This is a genomic window from Gordonia amicalis, from assembly GCF_022059885.1.
Classification (GTDB): Bacteria; Actinomycetota; Actinomycetes; order Mycobacteriales; family Mycobacteriaceae; genus Gordonia; species Gordonia amicalis.
The window spans coordinates 3,755,703-3,776,692 of the sequence record NZ_CP091855.1 but is presented as its reverse complement, the minus strand read 5'-3'; the positions used below and the strand labels follow the sequence as shown (position 1 = coordinate 3,776,692).

General features: G+C 69.2%; 17 protein-coding genes and 1 pseudogene. 13 read left to right on the top strand and 5 right to left on the bottom strand.

What is annotated here, in order from left to right; translation table 11 throughout:
* The first annotated feature begins 21 nt into the window (after positions 1 to 21).
* Complete coding sequence (gene map, locus IHQ52_RS17260; RefSeq protein WP_006436382.1) at positions 22 to 885, top strand: type I methionyl aminopeptidase; 864 nt, start codon at positions 22 to 24, stop codon at positions 883 to 885.
* 17 nt (positions 886 to 902) lie between these two features.
* Here map and IHQ52_RS23845 read toward each other — a convergent pair whose 3' ends face one another.
* Together IHQ52_RS23845 and IHQ52_RS23840 are read right to left on the bottom strand one after the other, a co-directional pair.
* Complete coding sequence (locus IHQ52_RS23845; RefSeq protein WP_477190248.1) at positions 903 to 2,072, bottom strand: RCC1 domain-containing protein; 1,170 nt, start codon at positions 2,070 to 2,072, stop codon at positions 903 to 905.
* The gene (locus tag IHQ52_RS23840) at positions 1,999 to 3,135 is read right to left on the bottom strand and encodes a serine/threonine-protein kinase (protein WP_442903154.1); all 1,137 of its coding nucleotides are present in this window, start codon (positions 3,133 to 3,135) and stop codon (positions 1,999 to 2,001) included. Before IHQ52_RS23840 ends, IHQ52_RS23845 begins: the two co-directional genes overlap by 74 nt.
* Positions 3,136 to 3,245: 110 nt before the next feature.
* Between IHQ52_RS23840 and IHQ52_RS17250 the strand changes: the two genes are divergently transcribed.
* Together IHQ52_RS17250 and IHQ52_RS17245 are read left to right on the top strand one after the other, a co-directional pair.
* Entirely contained in the window at positions 3,246 to 4,823 is a 1,578-nt protein-coding gene (locus IHQ52_RS17250; protein ID WP_174324724.1) for a cobyric acid synthase, read from the top strand.
* A gap of 13 nt (positions 4,824 to 4,836) precedes the next feature.
* Positions 4,837 to 5,640, top strand: a complete 804-nt coding sequence (locus IHQ52_RS17245) for an alpha/beta fold hydrolase (protein WP_006436386.1) — start codon at positions 4,837 to 4,839, stop codon at positions 5,638 to 5,640.
* On the opposite strand, the gene mtr is transcribed toward IHQ52_RS17245, so the two are convergent.
* Both mtr and IHQ52_RS17235 read right to left on the bottom strand, forming a co-directional pair.
* Positions 5,637 to 7,034 (bottom strand): mycothione reductase, encoded by a 1,398-nt coding sequence (mtr, locus tag IHQ52_RS17240; protein ID WP_006436387.1) that lies wholly within the window; start codon positions 7,032 to 7,034, stop codon positions 5,637 to 5,639. The two genes, IHQ52_RS17245 and mtr, sit on opposite strands and share 4 nt — an antisense overlap.
* Positions 7,031 to 8,107, bottom strand: coding sequence for an alpha/beta hydrolase (locus tag IHQ52_RS17235; protein WP_006436388.1), 1,077 nt, complete (start codon positions 8,105 to 8,107; stop codon positions 7,031 to 7,033). Before IHQ52_RS17235 ends, mtr begins: the two co-directional genes overlap by 4 nt.
* Before the next feature lie 150 nt (positions 8,108 to 8,257).
* Between IHQ52_RS17235 and mqo the strand changes: the two genes are divergently transcribed.
* From mqo to IHQ52_RS17205, 6 genes are read left to right on the top strand one after another with little or no spacing between them, the layout of a single operon-like run.
* Positions 8,258 to 9,784 carry a malate dehydrogenase (quinone) gene (mqo, locus tag IHQ52_RS17230; RefSeq protein ID WP_006436389.1) on the top strand — a complete coding sequence of 509 codons (1,527 nt, stop codon included), beginning with the start codon at positions 8,258 to 8,260 and terminating at the stop codon, positions 9,782 to 9,784.
* Positions 9,785 to 9,816: 32 nt separating this feature from the next.
* Positions 9,817 to 10,308 (top strand): GNAT family N-acetyltransferase, encoded by a 492-nt coding sequence (locus IHQ52_RS17225; RefSeq protein ID WP_024498426.1) that lies wholly within the window; start codon positions 9,817 to 9,819, stop codon positions 10,306 to 10,308.
* The gene (locus tag IHQ52_RS17220) at positions 10,305 to 12,197 is read left to right on the top strand and encodes a VWA domain-containing protein (protein ID WP_024498427.1); all 1,893 of its coding nucleotides are present in this window, start codon (positions 10,305 to 10,307) and stop codon (positions 12,195 to 12,197) included. Before IHQ52_RS17225 ends, IHQ52_RS17220 begins: the two co-directional genes overlap by 4 nt.
* A gap of 24 nt (positions 12,198 to 12,221) precedes the next feature.
* The gene (gene cobO, locus IHQ52_RS17215) at positions 12,222 to 12,839 is read left to right on the top strand and encodes a cob(I)yrinic acid a,c-diamide adenosyltransferase (RefSeq protein ID WP_191834430.1); all 618 of its coding nucleotides are present in this window, start codon (positions 12,222 to 12,224) and stop codon (positions 12,837 to 12,839) included.
* Positions 12,833 to 14,278 carry a cobyrinic acid a,c-diamide synthase CobB gene (locus IHQ52_RS17210; RefSeq protein ID WP_248664779.1) on the top strand — a complete coding sequence of 482 codons (1,446 nt, stop codon included), beginning with the start codon at positions 12,833 to 12,835 and terminating at the stop codon, positions 14,276 to 14,278. Before cobO ends, IHQ52_RS17210 begins: the two co-directional genes overlap by 7 nt.
* A gap of 14 nt (positions 14,279 to 14,292) precedes the next feature.
* Positions 14,293 to 15,924, top strand: a complete 1,632-nt coding sequence (locus IHQ52_RS17205) for a GAF domain-containing sensor histidine kinase (RefSeq protein WP_024498430.1) — start codon at positions 14,293 to 14,295, stop codon at positions 15,922 to 15,924.
* Between the two features lie 19 nt (positions 15,925 to 15,943).
* On the opposite strand, the gene IHQ52_RS17200 is transcribed toward IHQ52_RS17205, so the two are convergent.
* A complete protein-coding gene (locus IHQ52_RS17200) occupies positions 15,944 to 16,609 on the bottom strand; it encodes a response regulator (RefSeq protein ID WP_191834428.1) in 666 nt (221 codons plus the stop codon).
* Between the two features lie 255 nt (positions 16,610 to 16,864).
* Between IHQ52_RS17200 and IHQ52_RS17195 the strand changes: the two genes are divergently transcribed.
* From IHQ52_RS17195 to IHQ52_RS17180, 4 genes and pseudogenes are all read left to right on the top strand, one after another.
* Positions 16,865 to 17,860: an acyl-ACP desaturase gene (locus IHQ52_RS17195; RefSeq protein WP_191834427.1), complete on the top strand. Its 996-nt coding sequence runs from the start codon at positions 16,865 to 16,867 to the stop codon at positions 17,858 to 17,860.
* Positions 17,857 to 18,146: pseudogene (locus IHQ52_RS17190) on the top strand (hypothetical protein). The gene IHQ52_RS17195 and the pseudogene IHQ52_RS17190 overlap by 4 nt, the downstream one beginning before the upstream one ends.
* A gap of 54 nt (positions 18,147 to 18,200) precedes the next feature.
* The gene (gene cobA, locus IHQ52_RS17185; RefSeq protein WP_238063681.1) at positions 18,201 to 19,400 is read left to right on the top strand and encodes a uroporphyrinogen-III C-methyltransferase; all 1,200 of its coding nucleotides are present in this window, start codon (positions 18,201 to 18,203) and stop codon (positions 19,398 to 19,400) included.
* A gap of 80 nt (positions 19,401 to 19,480) precedes the next feature.
* On the top strand, positions 19,481 to 20,983 hold the full coding sequence (locus IHQ52_RS17180) for a DHA2 family efflux MFS transporter permease subunit (RefSeq protein WP_040004735.1): 1,503 nt from the start codon (positions 19,481 to 19,483) through the stop codon (positions 20,981 to 20,983).
* The last annotated feature ends 7 nt before the right edge of the window (positions 20,984 to 20,990 follow it).

The following is a 20,990-nucleotide window of genomic DNA, read 5'->3' as shown; positions in this document are numbered from 1 at the left end:
GGAGGTGGATAAAGTGGTCGCATGCCAGTTCGCAGCGCCCTGACTCCCGGTACCCCTACGCCGATCCGGACCGTGCCCGACTCCATCGAGCGGCCGGAGTACGTGTGGAAGCCGACGGTCGCCGAGGGACACGAACCATGGGTGCAGACCCCCGAGACCATCGAGAAGATGCGCCTCGCCGGCAAGATCGCCGCCAATGCGCTCGCCGAGGCGGGCAAGGCCGTCGCACCCGGCGTGACGACCGATGAACTCGACCGGATCGCCCACGAGTACATGGTTGATCACGGTGCCTACCCGTCGACGCTGGGCTACAAGGACTTCCCGAAGTCGTGCTGCACGTCGCTCAACGAGGTGATCTGTCACGGCATCCCGGATTCGACCGTCATCGCCGACGGCGACATCGTCAACATCGATGTCACCGCCTACATCGACGGCGTCCACGGCGACACCAATGCGACCTTCCTCGCCGGGGACGTCGAGCAGGAGGTCGTCGATCTCGTCGAGCGCACCCGCATCGCCACCGAGCGGGCGATCAAGGCGGTCAAGCCGGGTCGCGAACTCAACGTCGTCGGACGAGTCATCGAGTCGTACGCGAACCGCTTCGGCTACACCGTCGTCCGTGACTTCACCGGTCACGGCATCGGGGAGACCTTCCACAACGGGCTCGTCGTGCTGCATTACGACGAACCCAACGTCGACACCGTCCTCGAACCGGGCATGGTGTTCACCATCGAGCCGATGATCAACCTCGGCGGGCTGGCCTGGGAGATGTGGGACGACGGCTGGACGGTCGTCACCGCGGACCGGAAGTGGACCGCGCAGTTCGAGCACACCCTCGTGGTCACCGAGGACGGCGCGGAGATCCTGACCCTGCCGGACGCCTGATCCGGGGCCCCGCCTGATCAGGCGGGGAAGCGCACGGCCTGCGGCTCGTTGCTCGTCGTGGTGGTGCCGTTGCCGAGCTGGCCCTTGCCGTTGAGTCCCCAGCAATACATCCCGGAACCGGCGACCGCACACACGTTGGCCGAGCCGGTGGTGATCGCGGTGACGCCGGACAAGCCGTTGACCCGGTCCGGCGCGTGGTCGGGAAGCGCGCTCCGCGAACCCCAGCAGTAGGCGGAACCGCCCGCCGCGGCGCACGCGCCGTAACCCGCGGTCGAGACCTGCGTCGCGCCCCGCACGTCGATCGGCGTCGGCCGCAGCCGGTTGACCTCGGTGCCGTCGCCGAGCTGCCCGGACTCGTTCTCCCCCCAGCAGAAGACGGTGCCCGAGGCGCCGCCCGAGCCGTCGGCGACCGCGCAGGTCGAGTAGAGACTCGTGCTGATCGAGGTGGGGGAATCGAGGTCGAGCTTCGTCGGAACCGCCCGGTTGGTGGTGGTGCCGTCGCCGACCTGCCCGTCGGCGTTGTTGCCCCAGCAGTAGGCGGATCCCGCCGCGATGGCACAGGTCGTCGTGTGCGCGGACGAGACCGCCGTCACGTCGGACAGGCCCGGGACCCGCGTCGGCACCGGGACCGACGCGCCCGTGCCCGCGCCGGTCTGCCCGTTGAGGTTGTTCCCCCAGCAGTACAGGTCGCCCGAACTGATCGCGCAGGTGGTGAGGCCGACCGAGACCGCGCTCACATCGCCGAGACCGGACACCTTGGTCGGCAGCGTGACCTGCCGGCCGGACTGTCCGGCGCCGTGGCCCCAGCAGTACAGGTCACCCGAGGCGATCGCGCAGGTCTTGCCGAGCCCACCCATACTGACCGCCGACACCTCGTCGACGCCGGACACCTTCGCCGGTCGCGAGCGGTCTGTCGTGGAGCCGTCGCCGAGCGTGCCGTACTGGTTCCCGCCCCAGCAGAACAGCTCACCGCCACGCACCGCGCAGGTACTGTCGCCGCTCGAGGCGATGGACTCGAGGTCACCGCCCGAACCCGGTGTGGTGCTGGATGATCCGCCGGTCGAGGAACTCGCGGACGTCGACGCCCCCGAGGCCGTGCTTGCGGGGGCGTCGTCAGAACCGAGAAGGACGATCGCGGTGACGACGAGCGCCAGGACGAGGACGAACGCACCCACCCCGACACCCACGAACAATCCCGTTCGCTTCTGCGGCCGGGGTGGGCCCCCGGGCGGTGGGTTGAAGCCGCCGGCGAAGGCCGGGGCGGGGGTGTGCGGGTTGTAGCCGAGCGGATGCGTCCGAGGGGGTTGCCGGGTCTGCGGGTAGCGCTGCGCGGGTGGCTGGGCCCGTGGGGGGAACGCAGGTGCCGGGGTGGTGGGCGCGGCTCGGCGCGGGCCGGTCGCGGCCGCCCGCTCGAGGGCGGTCGCGAACTCTGCGCACGACGCGTACCGGTCGCCGGGCCGTTTGGCCAGCGCCCGGGCGAAGACCGCGTCGAGGTGTGCCAGTGCCGGATCGAGGTCCGAGGGCCGGGATACGGGTGAGTTCACATGGCCGGAGATGAGTGCCATCGGCGTCGTGCCCGGGAACGGCTGACTGCCGGTGAGGAGCTGGAAGGGTGGTGCAGGCCAGGGCGTACTGGTCCGAGGCGGGGATCGCGGTCTCTCCGGTGAGCAGTTCGGGAGCGGCGTAGGCCAGCGTGCCCACGAACAGGTTGGTCGCCGTCATCTTGTTCCCGTCGACGAGGCGGGCGATGCCGAAGTCGAGGACGGTCACGCGGCTGATGCGGCCATCCGGTCCGCGGGCGACGACGATGTTCGCCGGCTTGATGTCTCGGTGGATGACCCGCTGACCATGTGCGTGATCGAGGGCGTCGGCCACGCGGCCGGCGATGGTGACGACCTCGTCGACGGGCATCGGGCCGGCGCCGGTGAGGTCCTTGCCATCGAGGTAGGTCATCGAGAACCACGGGCTGCCGTTCTCCACACCGTGGGTGTAGACGGTGACGATGCCCGGGTGATCGAGGGCCGCCGCGGTACGGGCCTCGTTGCGGAACCGCTCGTGGAAGCTCGGGTCCGAGGGGTTGGGCGAGATGATCTTCAGGGCCTCACGGCGGCCCAGCGTCGGATGTTCGACGAGCCAGACCTGACCCATGCCGCCGCGTCCCAGCAGAGAGATGACGCGATACCCGGCGAACGTCGCCCCGGGTTCCACGATCTGCACGCCCGACGACCCCCGTTCCCGACCTGCCCTCACGGGCTCTCCCGACCACGCCCTCGCAGGCGTTGACGTCACTGTAACCAGCGTGGGCGGGTCGCGAGGTGAGTGGTGGTTCGTGTGAACGACGCCACCACTACGCTGTCGTGGTGGCCGATCTCGGTGGGGCGTTGCTGATTGGCGGGACCAGCAGTGACGCCGGTAAGAGTCTCGTCGTCGCAGGCCTGTGCCGTGCCCTGGCGCGCGACGGTGTCCGGGTCGCGCCGTTCAAGGCGCAGAACATGTCGAACAATTCCGTGGTCACCCCCGACGGTGGTGAGATCGGACGCGCCCAGGCGCTGCAGGCCTTCGCCTGTGGCCTCGAACCCTCGACGCGCTTCAATCCCGTGCTGCTGAAACCCGGCAGCGACCGACGTTCGCACGTGGTGCTGCGCGGGCGTCCCGCCGGTGACGTCGGCGCGCGCGACTACCTGACCTGGCGGTCTCGGCTGCGTGAGGTAGTCGCCGAGGAGCTCGCCGCGCTCCGCCGCGACTTCGACATCGTTCTCTGCGAGGGCGCGGGATCGGTCGCCGAGATCAACCTCCGCGACAGCGACATCGCCAACATGGGCCTCGCCCGATCCGCACGACTCCCGGTGCTGCTGGTCACCGACATCGATCGCGGCGGTTCCCTGGCCTCGCTGTTCGGTACCACCGCGATCCTCGAACCCGCCGATCAGGCGCTGATCGCGGGTTACGTCATCAACAAGTTCCGCGGCGACCCGACGATTCTCGAACCCGGACTACAGCAGGTCCGGGCGATCACCGGTCGTCCCACACTCGGCGTCGTGCCGTTCGCCGACGATCTCTGGCTCGACGCCGAGGACTCCCTGTCCGCACCCGTCGGGCGGCGGGTCGGCCCCCCGCTCGAGCCGGCTCGTTCACGCGCGCGGCTCCGCGTCGCCGCGATCCGGTTGCCGCGGATCTCGAACTCCACCGATGTCGAGGCGCTCGCCTGCGAACCCGGCGTCGACGTCACCTGGGTCGACGACCCGGGTAGCGTCGCTGCGGCGGACCTGGTGGTGATCCCCGGTACCCGTGCCACGGTCGCCGACCTGACCTGGATGCGCGATCGCGGGATCGCCGACGCGGTCACCGACCGCGCGGCACGAGGTGCCCCGACCATCGCCGTCTGCGGCGGCTTCCAGATGCTGGCCCGCACCATCGACGACGCGATCGAATCCGGCCGTGGCCGCGTCGACGGACTCGGCGTGTTCGACCTCGACATCGCCTTCGCGGCCGACAAGACGTTGCGGCAGGTCACCGGCACCGGCGGCGGGGGAGAGGCCATCGGCGGCTACGAGATCCATCACGGCCGCGTGGTCGGGTCGCGGGAGGACACCTGGATCGTCGACGACGTCGCCGGGCCGGAGGGGGCCGTGCGAGGTGCCGTTCGTGGGACGCACTGGCACGGACTGCTGGCCAATGACGCATTCCGCCGCCGGCTGCTCACCGAGGTGGCCGGCGAAGCCGGGGTCGCAGACTTCCGGGTCGCCGGGGACACCGAGGTCGAGGCGATCCGACGACGTCAGGTCGACACGATGGCGGATCTGGTGAGCGAGCACCTCGACCTCGACGCGGTGATGCATCTCATAGCGAACGGACCCCCGGCCTCGGCGCCGGTCATCCGCCACCAACTCGACGACCGCACCGGCCGGTCCCAGACGCTATCGTGGCCCAATGACTGAAGATCAGCGTCAGGTGACCGTCAACGGCCTCACCTTCGACGTCCGGATCGGGGGCCCGGATCAGGGCCCCTGGGTCCTGCTGCTTCACGGATTCCCGGTCAACGGAACCTGCTACGACGCGGTGCTTCCCCGACTCCACGAATCGGGTCTGCGCACGCTGGTCCTGAACCAGCGCGGTTACAGCCCGGGCGCGCGCCCGCCGGCCGTCGAGGACTATCACCTCAGCCATCTGGTGTCCGACGTCATCGGGGTGCTCGACGAACTGAAGGTCGGATACGCGATCCTCGTGGGACACGACTGGGGCGGCATCGTCGCGTGGCATCTGGCCGGCAAGTACCCCGACCGATTCACCGGGCTCGTGGTCGCGAGCACCGGCCACCCTTCGGCGATGCGGGACGCACTCGCGGCGAGCGATCAGCGCGAACGATCCTCGTACATCCTCGATTTCGTCGCCGATGGCGCCGAGGAGAAGCTGCTCGCCGACGACGGCGCGAAGCTGCGGGCCGCCGGTGTGACCGCCGACGAACTCGCCCCGTTGCGTGAACCGGGCGCGCTGACAGCTGCGCTGAACTGGTACCGGGCCAACTTCGTCGGCGACATCAAGGGGACCATGGCGTGCCCGCCGGTGGAGATCCCGACGACCCTGCTCTGGAGCGACGCCGACCCCGCGCTCGGCCGGGAGCAGGCGCAGGGCAGCGGCCGATACGCCTACTCCGACTTCCGGTTCTGCGAACTCGCCGGCGTCGACCACTGGATCCCGCAGAACGCCCCCGCGGCCCTCGCCAGCGAGATCGCCCTGCGGTCGACGGTGTTCTAGATCTCCAGGCCGAGGAGCGCGTTCTCGAGGACCTCGGGCATCGCCGGGTGAATCCAGTACTGGCCCTTGGCGACCTCGAGCGCGGTCTGGCCGAAGGACATCGCCTGGATGACGGGCTGGATCACGGTCGGTGCCTGCGGGCCGAGGATGTGCGCGCCGAGGATCTTGCCGGTGCCGCGTTCGGCGATCACCTTGCAGAACCCGGTGGTGTCCTCCATCGCCCAGCCGTAGGCGACGTCGCCGTAGGCCTGGACCTTCACCGTGATGTCGTACCCGGCGTCGCGTGCCTCGTCCTCGGTCAGGCCGACCGAAGCGATCTGCGGGTGCGTGAAGACGGCCGCGGGGACGAATCGATGGTCGAACTCGATGAGATCGTCGGCGTCCCACCCCTTCAGCAGGTTGGCCTGCACCACCCGCTCCTCGTGGTTGGCGACGTGCTTGAGCTGATACGGCGAGCTGACGTCGCCGAGCGTCCAGACCCCGCGCGCGGCGGTGCGGCCGTGGGCGTCGCAGCGCACGCGACCCTCCTCGTCGAGTTCGACGCCGATCGAGGACAGATTGAGGCGGTCGCCGTTGGGCTTTCGGCCGGTCGCGACGAGCAGGACGTCGGCCTCCAGCTGGGCCCCGTCCGAGAGCTGTAGGCGTACGCCGCCGTCGGGCAGGTTCTCCGCACCGGAGATCCCGGCGTGGAGGTGGACGTCCCACTTGTCCTTGGCCACCTGCGTGAAGCGGTTGGAGATGTCGGCATCCTGCTTGCGCAGCAGGGCGGGTCCGCGGGCGATGATCGACACCTTGGCTCCGAGCGCACCGAAGACGTGCGCGAATTCGGCTGCGATGTAACCGCTTCCGACGATGATCAGCCGCTCGGGCAGCTCCGGGAGCCGCATGACGTCGTTGTTGGTGTAGTACTTCACGCCGGAGTCGGCGATGACCGGCGGGATGACCGGCCGTGAACCGGCGGCCAGGACGACCTCGCGAGCGAGAACCGTCGCGCCGTCCGCGGTGACGAGACGGTAGCGGCCGTCCTCGTCACGGCCGTCGAACTCCACGTGCGAGCTGTAGACGGTGATGTTCTCGCAACGGTCGACGCGATACTCCTTGCCGCCCTCGGAGATCGGGTCGATCCGCCCGAAGACACGCTCGACGATGCCGGGCCAGTCCACCGAGTCGACCTTGGCGTGCACGCCGAGCCGCGCGCCCTGCGTGGCGACCTCGGCGACCTCGGCCGCGTAGACGAACATCTTGGTCGGGATGCATCCGACATTGAGGCAGGTGCCGCCGTAGACCCCCTCCTCGAAGATGGCGATCGTCGTGTCGGCGTAGCGCTCGTCGGGGATGGAGTTGCCGCTGCCGGAGCCGATGATGGCCAGGTCGACGACCTGCGTGGCGGTCATAGGATGCTCTCTTTTCTGGTGGGTTCCGATGCGTCGGTGCCGGAAGAGTCGGTGGCCGGACGGATGGTGTGCGTCAGCCAGGTGTCGACCTCGCGATAGGCCTGTTCACGTGCGTGCGTCACGGAGAGGAAAACATCGTGGCGGGCGTCGAGGATGGGGACCGTCGACACGCGTCCCCCGAGGCATCCGCTCCAGCGGGCGATCTGCCGGACGTCGAGGACGGCGTCGGCGCGATCGGTGGACGCCGAATAGGTCTTCGCGAAATGTGTCTTGTCCGAACGTAATACGAGCGTCGGTGTGCCGACGTCGATACCGTGATGCAGGTGACGCTGCCCGCTGCGGACCGCGTCGAGAAAACCGAAGGTGACGGGGAAGCCGCCCATCGGCTTGAGGGCGAGGTCGTAGGTCCACTCGCCGTACGCACTCTCGTGGAGACTCTCGCCATATGCAGAGGACAGCTCCTGCGGGATCACCCGGGTCGGGGACACCGCGGCGATCGCCTTGATGAGCATCGTCACCGGCAGCGTCCGCAGCACGGCATCACCCTGGAGATCGAACCACGGTGAGTTGAGCAGCAGGCCGTCGACGAGGGCGTGGCGGTCCGGGTTCTGCTCACGCAACCGGTCCAGCCACAGCGCGGTGATCAGGCCACCCGTCGAATGTCCGGCGATGATCATGCGGGTGTCCGCACCGACCTCCTCGGCGATCAGCGCCAGTGCGAGGCCGAGCTCCTCGTCGTAGCGGGCGAGATCCGTGGTGAAGTGGGCGGTGTGGTGCGCCTCCCGCGACCGTCCGCATTTGCGCAGGTCGATCGCATAGAACGCATAGCCGCGGTCGGTGAAGAAATCGGCCAGCGGCTCATGGAAGAAGTAGTCGGTGAAGCCGTGGACATAGAGCACCGCGCCGGCCACGGGGCGGTGACCCGCGATCCGCGCACCCGCCTCGGCACGGCGGATCAGGGTCGCGGTGACGGGGGACTCCCCGTCCGGATCGTCGCCCAGCGGGATCGTGCGGAGTTGGTAGTGGTCCAGGAAGCGGTCGGGTTGCCAGCCGGTGCCTGTGGATACGCTCACAGCAGCCAGCTTAGTGACCTGCCCGCGGGTCCATGGGGCCGTCGGGGTGTCGCGGATACCACAGTTGAGCAGCTCGATTCTGTGACAGAACGTGCCATGCTGGACAATGGCCGATGAAAAGATCGTTGATCAGCTTGAAGTGGAGTCCAGGTGTCGAAAACGGTGATCAAGACCGATGTGGCGTTGGTGGGTGCGGGCATCATGAGTGCCACCCTGGGAGCGCTGCTCCGGCAGCTGCAGCCCGATTGGTCGATCAGCCTGTTCGAACGGCTCGACGCGGCCGCCGCGGAGAGCAGCGACCCGTGGAACAACGCCGGTACCGGGCACTCGGCGCTCTGCGAGCTCAACTACACCCCCAAGACCGCCGACGGCGACGTCGACATCACCAAGGCGCTCAACATCAACGAGCAGTTCCAGGTGTCGCGCCAGTTCTGGGCACATGCTGTCGACAACGGCATCCTGGGTGATCCCTCGGAGTTCATCAACCCGATCCCGCATGTCGCCTTCACCCACGGCGAAGCCGGCGTGAAGTACCTGCGCAAGCGCTACGACAACCTCGCCGGCCAGACCCTGTTCGAGGGCATGGAGTTCATCGACGACCCCGCCGAGTTCACCAAGCGTCTCCCGCTGATGTCGGCCGGTCGCGACTTCTCCGACCCGGTCGCGCTGAACTGGTTCGACCAGGGCACCGACGTCGACTTCGGTGCGCTCACCCAGCAGCTGCTCAACTACGTCGCGCAGGGTGCCGACATCTACTTCGGTCACTCGGTGACCAACCTCTCGAAGCAGTCCGACGGCAGCTGGATCGTCAAGGTCCGCAACGGTCGCACCGGAGACACCCTGAAGGTCCACGCGAAGTTCGTCTTCGTCGGTGCCGGCGGCGGTGCGCTCCACCTGCTGCAGAAGTCGGGCATCAAGGAGGCCAAGGGCTTCGGCGGCTTCCCGGTGTCGGGTGAGTTCTTCCGCTGCACCAACCCCGAACTGATCGGCGAGCACCAGGCCAAGGTCTACGGTCAGGCCGCCGTCGGTGCGCCGCCGATGTCGGTGCCCCACCTCGACACGCGCGTCATCAACCACAAACCGGGTCTGCTGTTCGGCCCGTACGCCGGTTGGTCGCCCAAGTTCCTCAAGTCCGGCAAGATCACCGACCTCCCTGCCTCGATCAAACCGGGCAACCTGCTGCCGATGGTGTCGATCGCGCCGCAGGAGTTCGGTCTGCTCAAGTACCTCATCGGCGAGCTCGCCGCGAACAAGGCCGATCGCGTCAACACGCTGTCGGAGTTCGTGCCGCGTGCGCTCGGCGCGGACTGGGAGCTCATCACCGCCGGCCAGCGTGTCCAGGTGATCCGCAAGACGGGTGTCGGCGGCAAGCTCGAGTTCGGTACGGCCGTCGTGACCTCCGAGGACGGCACCATGTCCGGCCTACTCGGTGCGTCCCCCGGCGCCTCGACCGCGGTCCCGGCGATGCTGTCGGTGCTCGAGAAGTGCTTCCCGGCCGAGTACGCCGGCTGGTCGTCGAAGCTGACCGAGCTCATCCCGTCGTTCGGCCAGAAGCTCAATGGCAACCGTGACCTGTACCGACAGGTGTGGGACTGGACCAACAAGTCGCTGCGGCTGACCGGTCGTGACGCGAGCACCGTCGAGACCGACGCGCTCGCCCCCGCCACCGCGGGGTGATCCGCGGCGGCCATCTGTGCTAACCACGACACATGAGCCCGCAACCGCAGGAACATCAGCGACCACAGGTACATCGCAGTACGGCTGCCGACATCGACGCGGCGACGCTGTATCGCATCCTGAGGCTTCGGGTCGACGTCTTCGTCGTGGAGCAGGCCTGTCCGTACCCGGAACTCGACGGGCGTGACCTGGAGCCGACGACCCGCCAGTTCTGGATCACCGACAGCGCTGACGGTGACGTCGTGCTGGCGACCCTGCGCCTCCTCGACGAGCCGCCGGGTGCCGACGGTGGGCCCGTGTACCGGATCGGCCGTGCCTGTACGGAACGCGCGCATCGTGGCCGCGGTCTGGTCTCCCGGCTCCTGACTGCCGCGCTGGACGAGGTCGGCGAGCACCCCTGCCGGATCGAGGCACAGGCCTATCTGACCGAGATGTACGGAAAGTTCGGATTCGTCGCCGACAGCGACGAATACCTCGAAGACGGGATCCCACACGTGTCGATGCTCCGCCCCGGTTCGCGATGACCGAGATCTCCGAGCAGACCCCGGTACCGGTCCGCTACCCGTTCAGTGCGGTCGTCGGGCAGGACCGGCTCAAGCTCGCCCTCATCCTGTCCGCGATCTCACCGGGCATCGGCGGCGTCCTCATCCGCGGCGAGAAGGGGACCGCCAAGTCGACGATCGTGCGCGGGCTCGGACCGCTGATCGGTGGCGACGACCGGTCGGGGCGCGTCGTCGAACTGCCGATCGGGGCCACCGAGGACCGCGTGATCGGTTCACTCGACCTGACCTCCGTGCTGCGCGACGGCCGCGCGGAGTTCACCCCGGGACTTCTCGCCCGAGCGCATCGGGGCGTCCTCTACATCGACGAGGTCAACCTCCTCGCCGATCATCTCGTCGACGTCCTGCTCGACGCCGCGGCCAGCGGACGCGTGACCATCGAGCGGGACGGTGTTTCCCACACGCAGGCAGCAGATTTCGTACTCGTCGGCACGATGAACCCGGAAGAGGGAGAGCTGCGCCCGCAGCTGCTCGACCGCTTCGGTCTCGCGGTCGACGTCGCGGCCGGCAAGGACCTCGACGAACGAGTCGAGGTCGTCCGGCGGCGGATGGCGTTCGACGCCGACCCGGCCGGGTTCGCGGCGGAACACCTCGCCATCGAACACGAACTCGCACAGCGGATCGACGAGGCCCGCCGAGCGGTGGGCGGGGTCGAGGTCCCGACGCGTGAGCTGCGCCGGATCGCAGGCATCTGCGCGCACCTCGACGTCGACGGGCTCCGCGGCGACATCGTCGTGGCGCGTACCGCCGCCGCACACGCGGCCTGGCGCGGGGCGACCACGGTGTCCGAGGAGGACGTGCGGGCCGCCGTCGAACTCGCCCTGCCGCACCGCAGGCGCCGCAACCCGTTCGACGAATCCGGCCTGTCCACCGACCAGCTCGACGACGCGATGTCGGCCGGTCAGGATGCCGCCGGTCCCGAATCCCCCGAACCTCCCGACGACGACCCGACCTCACCCGGGGGCGGCCCGGACGGTGGCGCGCCCGCCCCAGGTGATCCTTCGGAAACCTCTGAGGCGCAATCGGATTCAGAAACGCAGTCGCAACCGGCGCCGGGGCCCGCCTTCGGTGCCGCGCCGAGGCCGACGGGGCGTCGCGTACGCGCACTCCGCGTCTCCGGGGTGGGGGACGGAGACCCGGGACGCCGGTCGAAGGCGCGCAGCCGGCGCGGCCACACCATCCACGCGGTCGACTTCGAGGACGGCCGGCCGGTGCACCTGTTCGCCACCGTCCTCGCCGCGGCAGGTCGGGCACCGCAGTCGTCGGTCCGGATCGCCGCACCCGACCTGCGCTCCGCCGAGCGTATCGGCCAGGAGGCGAATCTCGTTGTCTTCGTGGTGGACCTGAGCGGTTCGATGACCGCCCGGCGTCGGCTCACCGCGGTCGCGGAACTGTGCGTGGAGATGCTGCGGGATTCCTACACGCGTCGCGACCGGGTCGCCGTCGTCGTCGCCCGCGGCGGTTCGGCGACGCTGGCCGTGCCGCCCACCAAGTCGGTGGACATCGCGGTGCGCCGCCTCGCCGAGATCCGTACCGGTGGCCGTACGCCGCTGGCCGAGGGGCTGACGCTGGCCGGTGACGTCGTCGAACGCTGCCGGCGTACCGAGCCGAACCGGCGACCGCTCCTGGTGGTCCTCACCGACGGTCGGGCCACGTCGGGCCGGGACGCACCCGCACGCGCGCGGCTTGCGGCGTCGGTGATCCGGCGCCGCGGGATCGAGTCGGTGGTCGTCGACTGCGAGCAGGGGATGGTGCGACTCGGTCTCGCCGCCGACCTCGCCGGACACCTCGGCGCCGAGTTGCTGACCATGGACGAGCTGTCCGCGACCGCGCTGACGCGCGGCGCGGCCTGAGTCCGCCGAAGAAGGAGACAACCAGTGCCCCAGGGGGTTCCCGCGTCGGTTCCCGACGACGGTCTGACCACGCGCCAGCGTCGTAACCAGCCGGTTCTCGCCGTCCACACCGGAGACGGGAAGGGGAAATCCACCGCCGCGTTCGGGATGGCGATGCGCGCCTGGAACGCCGGGATGCGGGTCGCCGTCTTCCAGTTCGTCAAGAGCGCCAAGTGGAAGGTCGGGGAGGAGTCGGCGTTGCTGACCCTCGGACAGTGTCACACCGACACCGGCGCGGGCGGTCCGGTCGAGTGGCACAAGATGGGCCAGGGCTGGTCGTGGTTGCGGGCCAATACCGAGCACGCCGACGACCACGCCGCCGCGGCGCGAGCCGGCTGGGCCGAGATCGCCCGGCGGCTCGACGCCGGCGAACACGACTTCTACGTCCTGGACGAGTTCACCTACCCGCTCGACTGGGGTTGGGTCGACACCGATGAGGTCATCGAGACCCTCGCCCGCCGCCCCGGGCGTCAGCACGTCGTCATCACCGGCCGACGCGCGCCGCAGAAGCTGATCGATACCGCGGACCTCGTGACGGAGATGCGCAAAATCGCCCACCCGATGGATGCCGGCCGTAAGGGTCAGAAGGGCATCGAGTGGTAGCGGCCGCGGGCGGAGTGCCCACCGTCGTGATCGCCGCGCCGTCGTCGGGCAGCGGCAAGACGACGGTGACGACCGGCCTCATCGGCGCGTTGCGCGCGGCCGGTCACCGGGTGGCACCGTTCAAGGTCGGTCCCGACTACATCGACCCCGGCTATCACGCCGTCGCCGCCGGGCGTCCGGGCCGCAACCTGGACCCGAACCTGGTGGGCGAGGACCTGATCGCGCCCCTGTTCGCCCATGGCTCGATCGGAGCCGACATCGCCGTCGTCGAAGGGGTGATGGGCCTGTTCGACGGCCGGATCACCGGCGATGAGGTCGGCGCAGCCGGCACCGACGCGCTGGGCATCGGCTCGACCGCGCACGTGGCGTCGATCATCGGTGCGCCCGTCGTGCTGGTCGTCGACGCCGGCGGACACAGCCAGTCCCTCGCCGCAGTGCTGCACGGGTTCCTGTCCTACGACTCCTCGGTGCACATCGCCGGGGTCATCCTCAACCGGGTCGGCTCGCCGCGGCACGAGATGGTGCTGCGCCAGGCGTGCGCTCGCGTCGGTGTTCCGGTGTTCGGAGTGGTCCGACGCGATCCGTCCCTGACCGTGCCGTCCCGTCACCTCGGACTCATCCCCGCGGCCGAACGCAGCGCCGACGCGGTCGCCGCGGTGGCGTCGATGACCCATCACCTGCGGGGCTCCCTCGACCTCCCGGCGATAGTGGCGGCAGCGCGGCAGCGCCGGAGTCCCGACGCCGCACCGTGGTCGGCGGCCGAGGCACTCGCTCCCTATGTGGACGGCGCCCCGGCCCCGGCTGCGCGGCCCGTCGTCGCCGTCGCCGGGGGAGCGGCGTTCACCTTCGGTTATGCCGAACACGCCGAGATGCTGCGTGCCGCGGGCGCCGAGGTGGTCGCCTTCGACCCACTCTGTGACCGACTTCCGCCGGATACCGCCGGAGTCGTCATCGGTGGTGGCTTCCCCGAGGAGCACGCCGAGGAACTCGGCGCCAACGTCGAACTGCGTGCCGACCTGCGTGCGCACGCGGCTGCCGGCCGGCCCATCCATGCCGAATGCGCGGGTCTGGTCTATCTGGCCGAACACCTCGACGGACGTCCCATGAGCGGTGTCCTCGACATCGCCGGCAGCTTCGGGCCGAGGCTGACGCTGGGTTACCGCGACGCGGTGGCCGTGTCCGACTCGGTGCTGTTCCGTGCCGGGGAGCGCGTCACCGGGCACGAGTTCCACCGCAGCACCGTGACGACCGGGGAGGGAGCAGCGACGCCCGCATGGGCGTGGCGCGATGCCGAAGGTCGAAGCGCCACGGACGGCGTCATCACCGCCGCGGTCCACGCGTCGTATCTGCATCTGCATCCGGCGGCCATCCCGGAGGCGCTGCACCGCTTCCTGGCCCGAGTAGGCTCCAGATCGTGCACGATGCCGACCAACTGTTAGACGCAGGTTCCCCGATGACGGCACGCCGACTGCGCGAGACCCTTGACGCGTTGGCCACCCACGGTGCCGACGACCCCGATCTGCTGCGTCAGCTCCTCGAGGCCGTGCTCGTCGTCGGGCAGGGCGTCGAACTCGACCGCGCGTTGCAGCGCATCGTCGAGGTGGCCGCCGGTCTGGTGGATGCGCAGTACGGAGCGCTGGGTGTGCGCGGTCCCGACGGTGGTCTCAGCGAGTTCGTCCACATCGGGATCACCGATGCGCAGCGGGCGACGATGGGGCATCTGCCGGTGGGCCGGGGCGTACTGGGACTGTTGATCGACGACCCACGACTGCACCGCATCCACGACCTCGGCGCACATCCGACCTCGGTCGGGTTCCCGCCGAATCACCCGCCCATGCACACCTTTCTCGGTGCGCCGATCCTGGTGCGCGGCGAGGTGTTCGGCAGCATCTACCTCACCGAGAAGCGTTCGGCCGACGACTTCTCCGAGGTCGACGAGACGGTCGTCGCCGTACTCGCGGTGGCCGCGGGAATCGCCATCGACAACGCCGGACTCTTCGAACGCGCGCGGACCCGGCATCGCTGGATGCAGGTGCTGGCCCGTCGCGGTTCGGAACCACTGGCCGGTATCGCGTTGTCCGACACCATGTCCCGGATGTGTGTCGACGTCGCCGACCTGGTGGGCGCGGTCGACGTCTTCCTCGTCACCGAACTCGACGGCGAGGTGGAGTTGCGTGGTCACACCGGTGACCGTCTCGAGATCGACAGCTTCACCGCACCGCCGGCGAACGCCCTGGCCGTTCTGCGCGCGGGCTCGATCGCGCCGTCGCTGGTTCGCCGCGGGGCCCGTTGGACGTCGGTGCAACCGCTGCAGCGCGCGTCGGGAGCGTTCGGCTGGATGCTCATCACCCATCGTGACCGGCCGTACTGGGACGAGGAGGAGATCGCCGGACTGGCCGGTGTCGCCGAGATCGCCTCGCTGGCGGTGGTCTACGCCGAACAGCAGCAGATCGCCCGCGATCTCGAGGTGCTCGAGGACCGCCACCGCATCGCGCGGGATCTCCACGACCACGTCATCCAGCGGCTCTTCGCGGTCGGCATGTCGGTGCAGACCCTGCTGGCCGGATCGACCGATCCCGCTGCCGCCACCGCGCGTCTCGAACAGATCATGACCGACCTCGATCGCACGATCGCGCAGATCCGGACCTCGATCTTCGATCTTCAGACGGCGACGGCCAACGCCGACGGTTCGACCCTGCGTCGGCGCGTCCTCGACATCGTCTCCGAATTGTCCGGGCATGCGTCGATCTCGCCGAGCGTCGAGTTCGACGGTCCTGTCGACACCGTGGTGCCGGACACGCTGGGACCGCACATCGACGCGGTGCTGCGCGAAGGGCTCAGCAACGCCTTGCGCCATGCGCAGGCCGACCACATCGCGGTGGCGGTCCGAGCCGACGACGTGCTGACCGTCGAGATCACCGACGACGGCGTCGGCATCGGCACCGACGTCACCTACCGCGGTCTGGAGAACCTGACCCGGCGCGCCGAGGAGTGTGACGGGACGTTCAGCGTGGTCACCCGTCCGCGCGGCAACCGCGACGAGGGCGGGACAACACTCACCTGGTCGGTGCCGTTGATCGGTTGACGCCGGTCGGCTCCGCGGATCAGCCCTTGGGGTCGCGGAGTTTGGTCGCCATCACCGCGACCTGGGTTCGGCGCTGCATGTCCAGCTTGCCGAGGATGCGGGACACGTAGTTCTTGATCGTCTTCTCCGCCAAGAACATCCGTTCGGCGATCTGCCGGTTGGTCAGACCCTCCCCGATGAGGTTGAACACCTCACGCTCCTGATGGGTGAGCTCCTCGAGAGGGTCCTTCTCGGCCTGCTTGCCGTCGCGCAACTTGGCCAGCAGGGCAGCGGTCGACCGGTCGTCGAGCAGCGAACCGCCCTGTCCCACGGTGCGGACCGCGGCCACCAGGTTGTGGCCGAGGATCTGTTTGAGCACGAAGCCCGACGCGCCGGCGAGGACCGCGGCGAGGAGGGCGTCGTCGTCGGCGTAGCTCGTGAGCATCAGGCACTTCACGTTCGGGTCGGCGGCGCGGACGTCGCGACAGAGTTCGACGCCGTTGCCGTCGGGCAGACGGACGTCGAGGACCGCCACGTCGGGCTTGGTCGCGAGGATGCCGACCAGGGCCTCACCGACGGACGCGGCCTCACCGACGACCTCGATGTCGTCAGCGGTGCCGAGGAGGTCGCGGAGTCCACGTCGGACGAGCTCGTGGTCGTCGACGAGGTAGACGCGGACCGGGGCGGGGGTCGAATCGTCAGCCATGGTCTGAACGTACCGGACCGTCTCAGCTGCGAGAACTCACGACGCGGGTGCTGTGTCGACGGCGACAGTGACATTGTGTCGCCGGCAACAGTGACATTGTGTCGCGGGCGACAGCGTCCCGACCGGATTCGCGACGTCGGGCCCCAACGATGCGGGACTTTCTCCCCACGAGCAACACCCGTCTCCGGGAGCAGAGTGGTTGTCGACGGATTCTCGATCCGCCTGTCCACCCCGAACTTCGGACCAGGAGAGCACGTGACCACCCTCATCGGACCCCCCGAAACGATCGACAACGGGATGACCGGATCGGACCTGCTGCGCGAACTGCTACCCGTGTGCGAGACCGAGGTGGAGCGTCACATGCGGATGACCAAGGACTGGCATCCGCACCATTACGTGCCGTGGGACGAGGGCCGGAACTTCGCGATGCTCGGCGGCATCGACTGGGACCCCGAACAGTCGCAGCTGTCGGAGACCGCCAAGGCCGCGATGATCACCAACCTGCTCACCGAGGACAACCTGCCGTCCTACCACCGCGTCATCGCCCAGAACTTCAGCCTCGACGACGCGTGGGGCTGGTGGGTCGGCCGCTGGACCGCCGAGGAGAACCGCCACTCCGTGGTCATGCGCGACTACCTGGTCGTCACCCGCGGCGTCGACCCGGTGGAACTCGAAGAGATCCGGATGGCCCACATGACGGCGGGTTTCAATCCGCTGCCCGAGGACGACGGACAGCGGGACCACAGCTTCGACATGCTGTACGCCGTGGCGTATGTCAGCTTCCAGGAACTCGCGACCCGCGTCTCGCACCGCAACACCGGCAAGGCCTGCGGCGACCCGATCGCCGACCGCATGCTGCAGCGCGTGGCCGCCGACGAGAACCTGCACATGCTCTTCTATCGCAACATCGTGGCCGGTGCCCTCGACCTGGTTCCCGACCAGACGATGGCCGCCGTCTACGCGATCGTGTCGAACTTCCAGATGCCCGGCGCCACGATGCCGAACTTCCGGCGCAACGCGGTACTGATCGCCAAGGGCGGTATCTACGACCTGCCCCAGCACATGTCCGAGGTGGTCATGCCGGTGCTGCGCAAGTGGCGCATCTTCGAGCGCGACGACTTCGGTCCGCTCGGTGAGCACTACCGCGAACTGCTCGCCGACTTCCTCGAGCAGATGAACGTCAAGGTCGAGAAGTTCGAGGCGTCGCGCGAACGCGCCCTGCAGCGCGAGCGGGCACGGAGCCGGGCATGACTCTCGCGGAGCCGGTCGGGATGGATGGGTTCGGGAGTTCCGTGGGCGCGGATGCGTGCGGTTGTGACTCCGGGTTCGTCACGGCGATCTCGATGGCCGAGGCGGCCGCGGACCGGAACCCGGCCTGGTGGAACGAGATCCGGACCAGCGCCGACGACGCGCTCGACGCGGCCTACTGCAGCTCCAAGCTGCTCGGTGCGCTGATCCAGCGGCCGCCCACCGGCTCGGCGTCCCGGCCGCCGACATCTGGGGCCACATCCGCCGCACCGGCGAGCTGCCGCTCTAGATCACACCGGCTGAACACCGAGGGCCAGGTCTCGGCCCGGTAGTGTCACCTCCCATGTCTGGTCACTACCTCGTCGGCCTCGATCTCGCGGGCCGCAGGGTCGTCGTCGTCGGCGGCGGGTCCGTCGCACAGCGACGACTGCCGAACCTCATCGCGGCCGGAGCCGACGTACACGTCATCGCCATCGACCCCACACCGGCCGTCGAATCGTTCCAGGGCATCACTGTGACCCGCCGTGCGTACGCCGACGGTGATCTCGCCGGAGCGTGGTACGTGATGGCGTGCACCGACGATCCCGACGTCAACGCGGCCGTCGTCGCCGAGGCCGAACGCCGCCACACCTTCTGCGTGCGCGCCGACGACGCCCGGTACGGAACCGCGGTCACCCCCGCCTCCGGCCGCCACCGCGACGTACAGTTCGGCGTCCTCGCCGGCGGCGACCACAAACTGTCGGCGGCACTGCGCGCCGCGATCAGCCGAGCGCTGTCCGACGGTTCGCTGTCGGTCGCCGACGCCGCGCCGCACGCCGCGGGTGTCGCCCTGGTCGGCGGCGGTCCCGGCGACCCCGACCTCATCACCGTGCGCGGCCAGCGGCTCCTCGCCGAGGCCGACGTCGTGGTCGCCGACCGGCTGGCGCCGCCCGAGTTGCTCGCCGAGCTGGGCCCGCAGGTCGAGGTCATCGACGCCGCGAAGGTGCCCTACGGACGCGCGATGAAGCAGGAGGCCATCAACGACGTCCTCGTCACCAAGGCGAAGGAGGGCAAGTTCGTCGTCCGGCTCAAGGGTGGCGACCCGTACGTCTACGGCCGCGGCTTCGAGGAGCTGCAGGCCTGTGTCGCCGCCGGCGTGCCGGTCACCGTGGTGCCCGGCATCAGCAGCTCGATCGCCGCACCCGCATCGGCCGGCATCCCGGTGACCCACCGCGGCGTCACCCACGAGGTGGTCATCGCCTCCGGCCACGTCCCGCCCGGACATCCCGACTCGCTGATCGACTGGTCGGCGATGGGCAGGTTGCGCGGCACCCTCGTGCTGATGATGGCCGTCGAGCGTGTCGACCTCTTCGCCGACGCCCTGCTCGAGGCCGGCCGGCCCGCCGACACCCCGGTCGCCCTGATCGAGAACGGATCCCTGCCGACGCAGCGCCTGCTGCGCACCGACCTCGCGCATGCCGCCGAGGTCGCGGCGGCGGAGGGATTGCGCCCGCCGGCCATCGTCGTCATCGGTGAGGTCGCCGGGTTCACCGAGGGCTCCTGAGCCCGGACATCGGGTGAGCGGGGACACCGAACCAACGGGGATTGGCACATCGGCGCGCTCGGCCGGTACCGTCGTGCCTTATGTCGACTCCCGGATCCGTGCACGCTGGAGCTGTGGACAACTCCCAGTTCCGTCCGGTCTTCGGACTGCCGATCCTGGTGCTGTCCGGAATGCAGCTTCTCATGGTGCTCGACGGCACTGTCGCGGCGCTGGCACTCCCACGCATCCGCGATGCCCTGAGCCTCTCCGAATCGAGCGCGAACTGGGTCATCAGCAGCTATGTCCTGGCCTTCGGCGGGCTGATGCTGCTGGGTGGCCGTCTCGGCGACACCTTCGGTCGCAAGCGGATGTTCATGGTGGGCGTCGTGGCGTTCACCCTGACCTCACTGCTCTGCGGACTGGCGTGGAACGAGGCGAGCCTGATCGTCGGCCGCGCGCTGCAGGGCGCGTCGGCGGCGGTGGCCGCGCCCACCGCGATGGCGCTGGTCGCGACCACCTTCGCGCCGGGTAAACCCCGTAGCCAGGCCTTCGCGATCTACGCGGCGATGACGGGTGTCGGCTCGGTGGCCGGGCTGATCCTCGGCGGTGTGCTGACCGAGGTGTCGTGGCGCCTCGTGTTCCTCATCAACGTGCCCATCGGACTGGTCGTCGTCATCGGTGCGATGCTCGCGCTGCGTGAGTCGCAGGGGGAACGGTTGCCCCTCGACGTCCCCGGCGCGGTGCTCGGCACCCTCGGCTGCACCCTGCTGGTGCTCGGTGTCAACGAGGGGCCCAACGGGTGGGACTCGCCGGTCGTGATCGTCTCGTTCGTGCTCGGCGCACTGGCACTCATCGCCTTCGTGATCGTCGAGCGCCGCGCTCCCAACCCGATCCTGCCGTTCTCCCTGTTCGACAACAGCTCACGCGTCGCGGCACTGCTGGCGATCCTGTTCGCCAGCATGATCATGATGTGCATGGCGGTCTTCATCTCGCTCTACCTGCAGGGCATCTTGAAGTACTCGCCGATCCAGAGCGGTCTGGCGGTCGTCCCGTTCGCCTTCGGTCTCGGAATCGCCGCGGCGATCGCGTCGAAACTCGCCCTGATGGTCCAGCCCCGCTGGCTGGTCCTGGTCGGCGGTGCGGTCATCCTCGCCGGCTGCTTCTATGCGTCGTCGATCGCCACCGATGCGCCCGATTACTTCCCGGGCATCTTCATCCCGGTCGTCGTGATCGGCTTCGGTGTGGGGCTCGCGGTGATCCCGCTGACCCTGGCCGTGGTCGCCGGCGTCGGACCCCATGAGATCGGTCCGCTGACCGCCCTCGCACAGGTCGCCCAGAACCTCGGCGGTGCTGTCGGTCTGGTCGTGGTCGGTGCGCTGGTGACGTCGCGGGCGCTGTCCAGGGGCGGCACCACCGAACCGGTCGAGACCATGAATCCCGCCCAGCTGGCGGCCCAGGCGGAGGGTTACGGTCTCGCCTTCGCGGCCTGCGCCGGTATCGCGGTCATCGCCGCGATCGTGGTCCTGTTCATGCGGTTCACCCCTGAGCAGGTCGCCGAGGGGCAGGCGGCCCAGGAAGCCGCCGACGCGGGCGTCGACAAGTGACCGACGA

What these genes read in the sequence shown, in the direction of transcription:
- map (WP_006436382.1), top strand. Translation starts at nt 22, where the DNA reads ATGCCAGTTCGCAGCGCCCTGACTCCCGGTACCCCTACGCCGATCCGG.
- mtr (WP_006436387.1), bottom strand. Translation starts at nt 7,034, where the DNA reads ATGACCGCCACGCAGGTCGTCGACCTGGCCATCATCGGCTCCGGCAGC.
- IHQ52_RS17225 (WP_024498426.1), top strand. Translation starts at nt 9,817, where the DNA reads ATGAGCCCGCAACCGCAGGAACATCAGCGACCACAGGTACATCGCAGT.
- IHQ52_RS17220 (WP_024498427.1), top strand. Translation starts at nt 10,305, where the DNA reads ATGACCGAGATCTCCGAGCAGACCCCGGTACCGGTCCGCTACCCGTTC.
- IHQ52_RS17205 (WP_024498430.1), top strand. Translation starts at nt 14,293, where the DNA reads ATGACGGCACGCCGACTGCGCGAGACCCTTGACGCGTTGGCCACCCAC.
- IHQ52_RS17200 (WP_191834428.1), bottom strand. Translation starts at nt 16,609, where the DNA reads ATGGCTGACGATTCGACCCCCGCCCCGGTCCGCGTCTACCTCGTCGAC.
- cobA (WP_238063681.1), top strand. Translation starts at nt 18,201, where the DNA reads ATGTCTGGTCACTACCTCGTCGGCCTCGATCTCGCGGGCCGCAGGGTC.
- IHQ52_RS17180 (WP_040004735.1), top strand. Translation starts at nt 19,481, where the DNA reads ATGTCGACTCCCGGATCCGTGCACGCTGGAGCTGTGGACAACTCCCAG.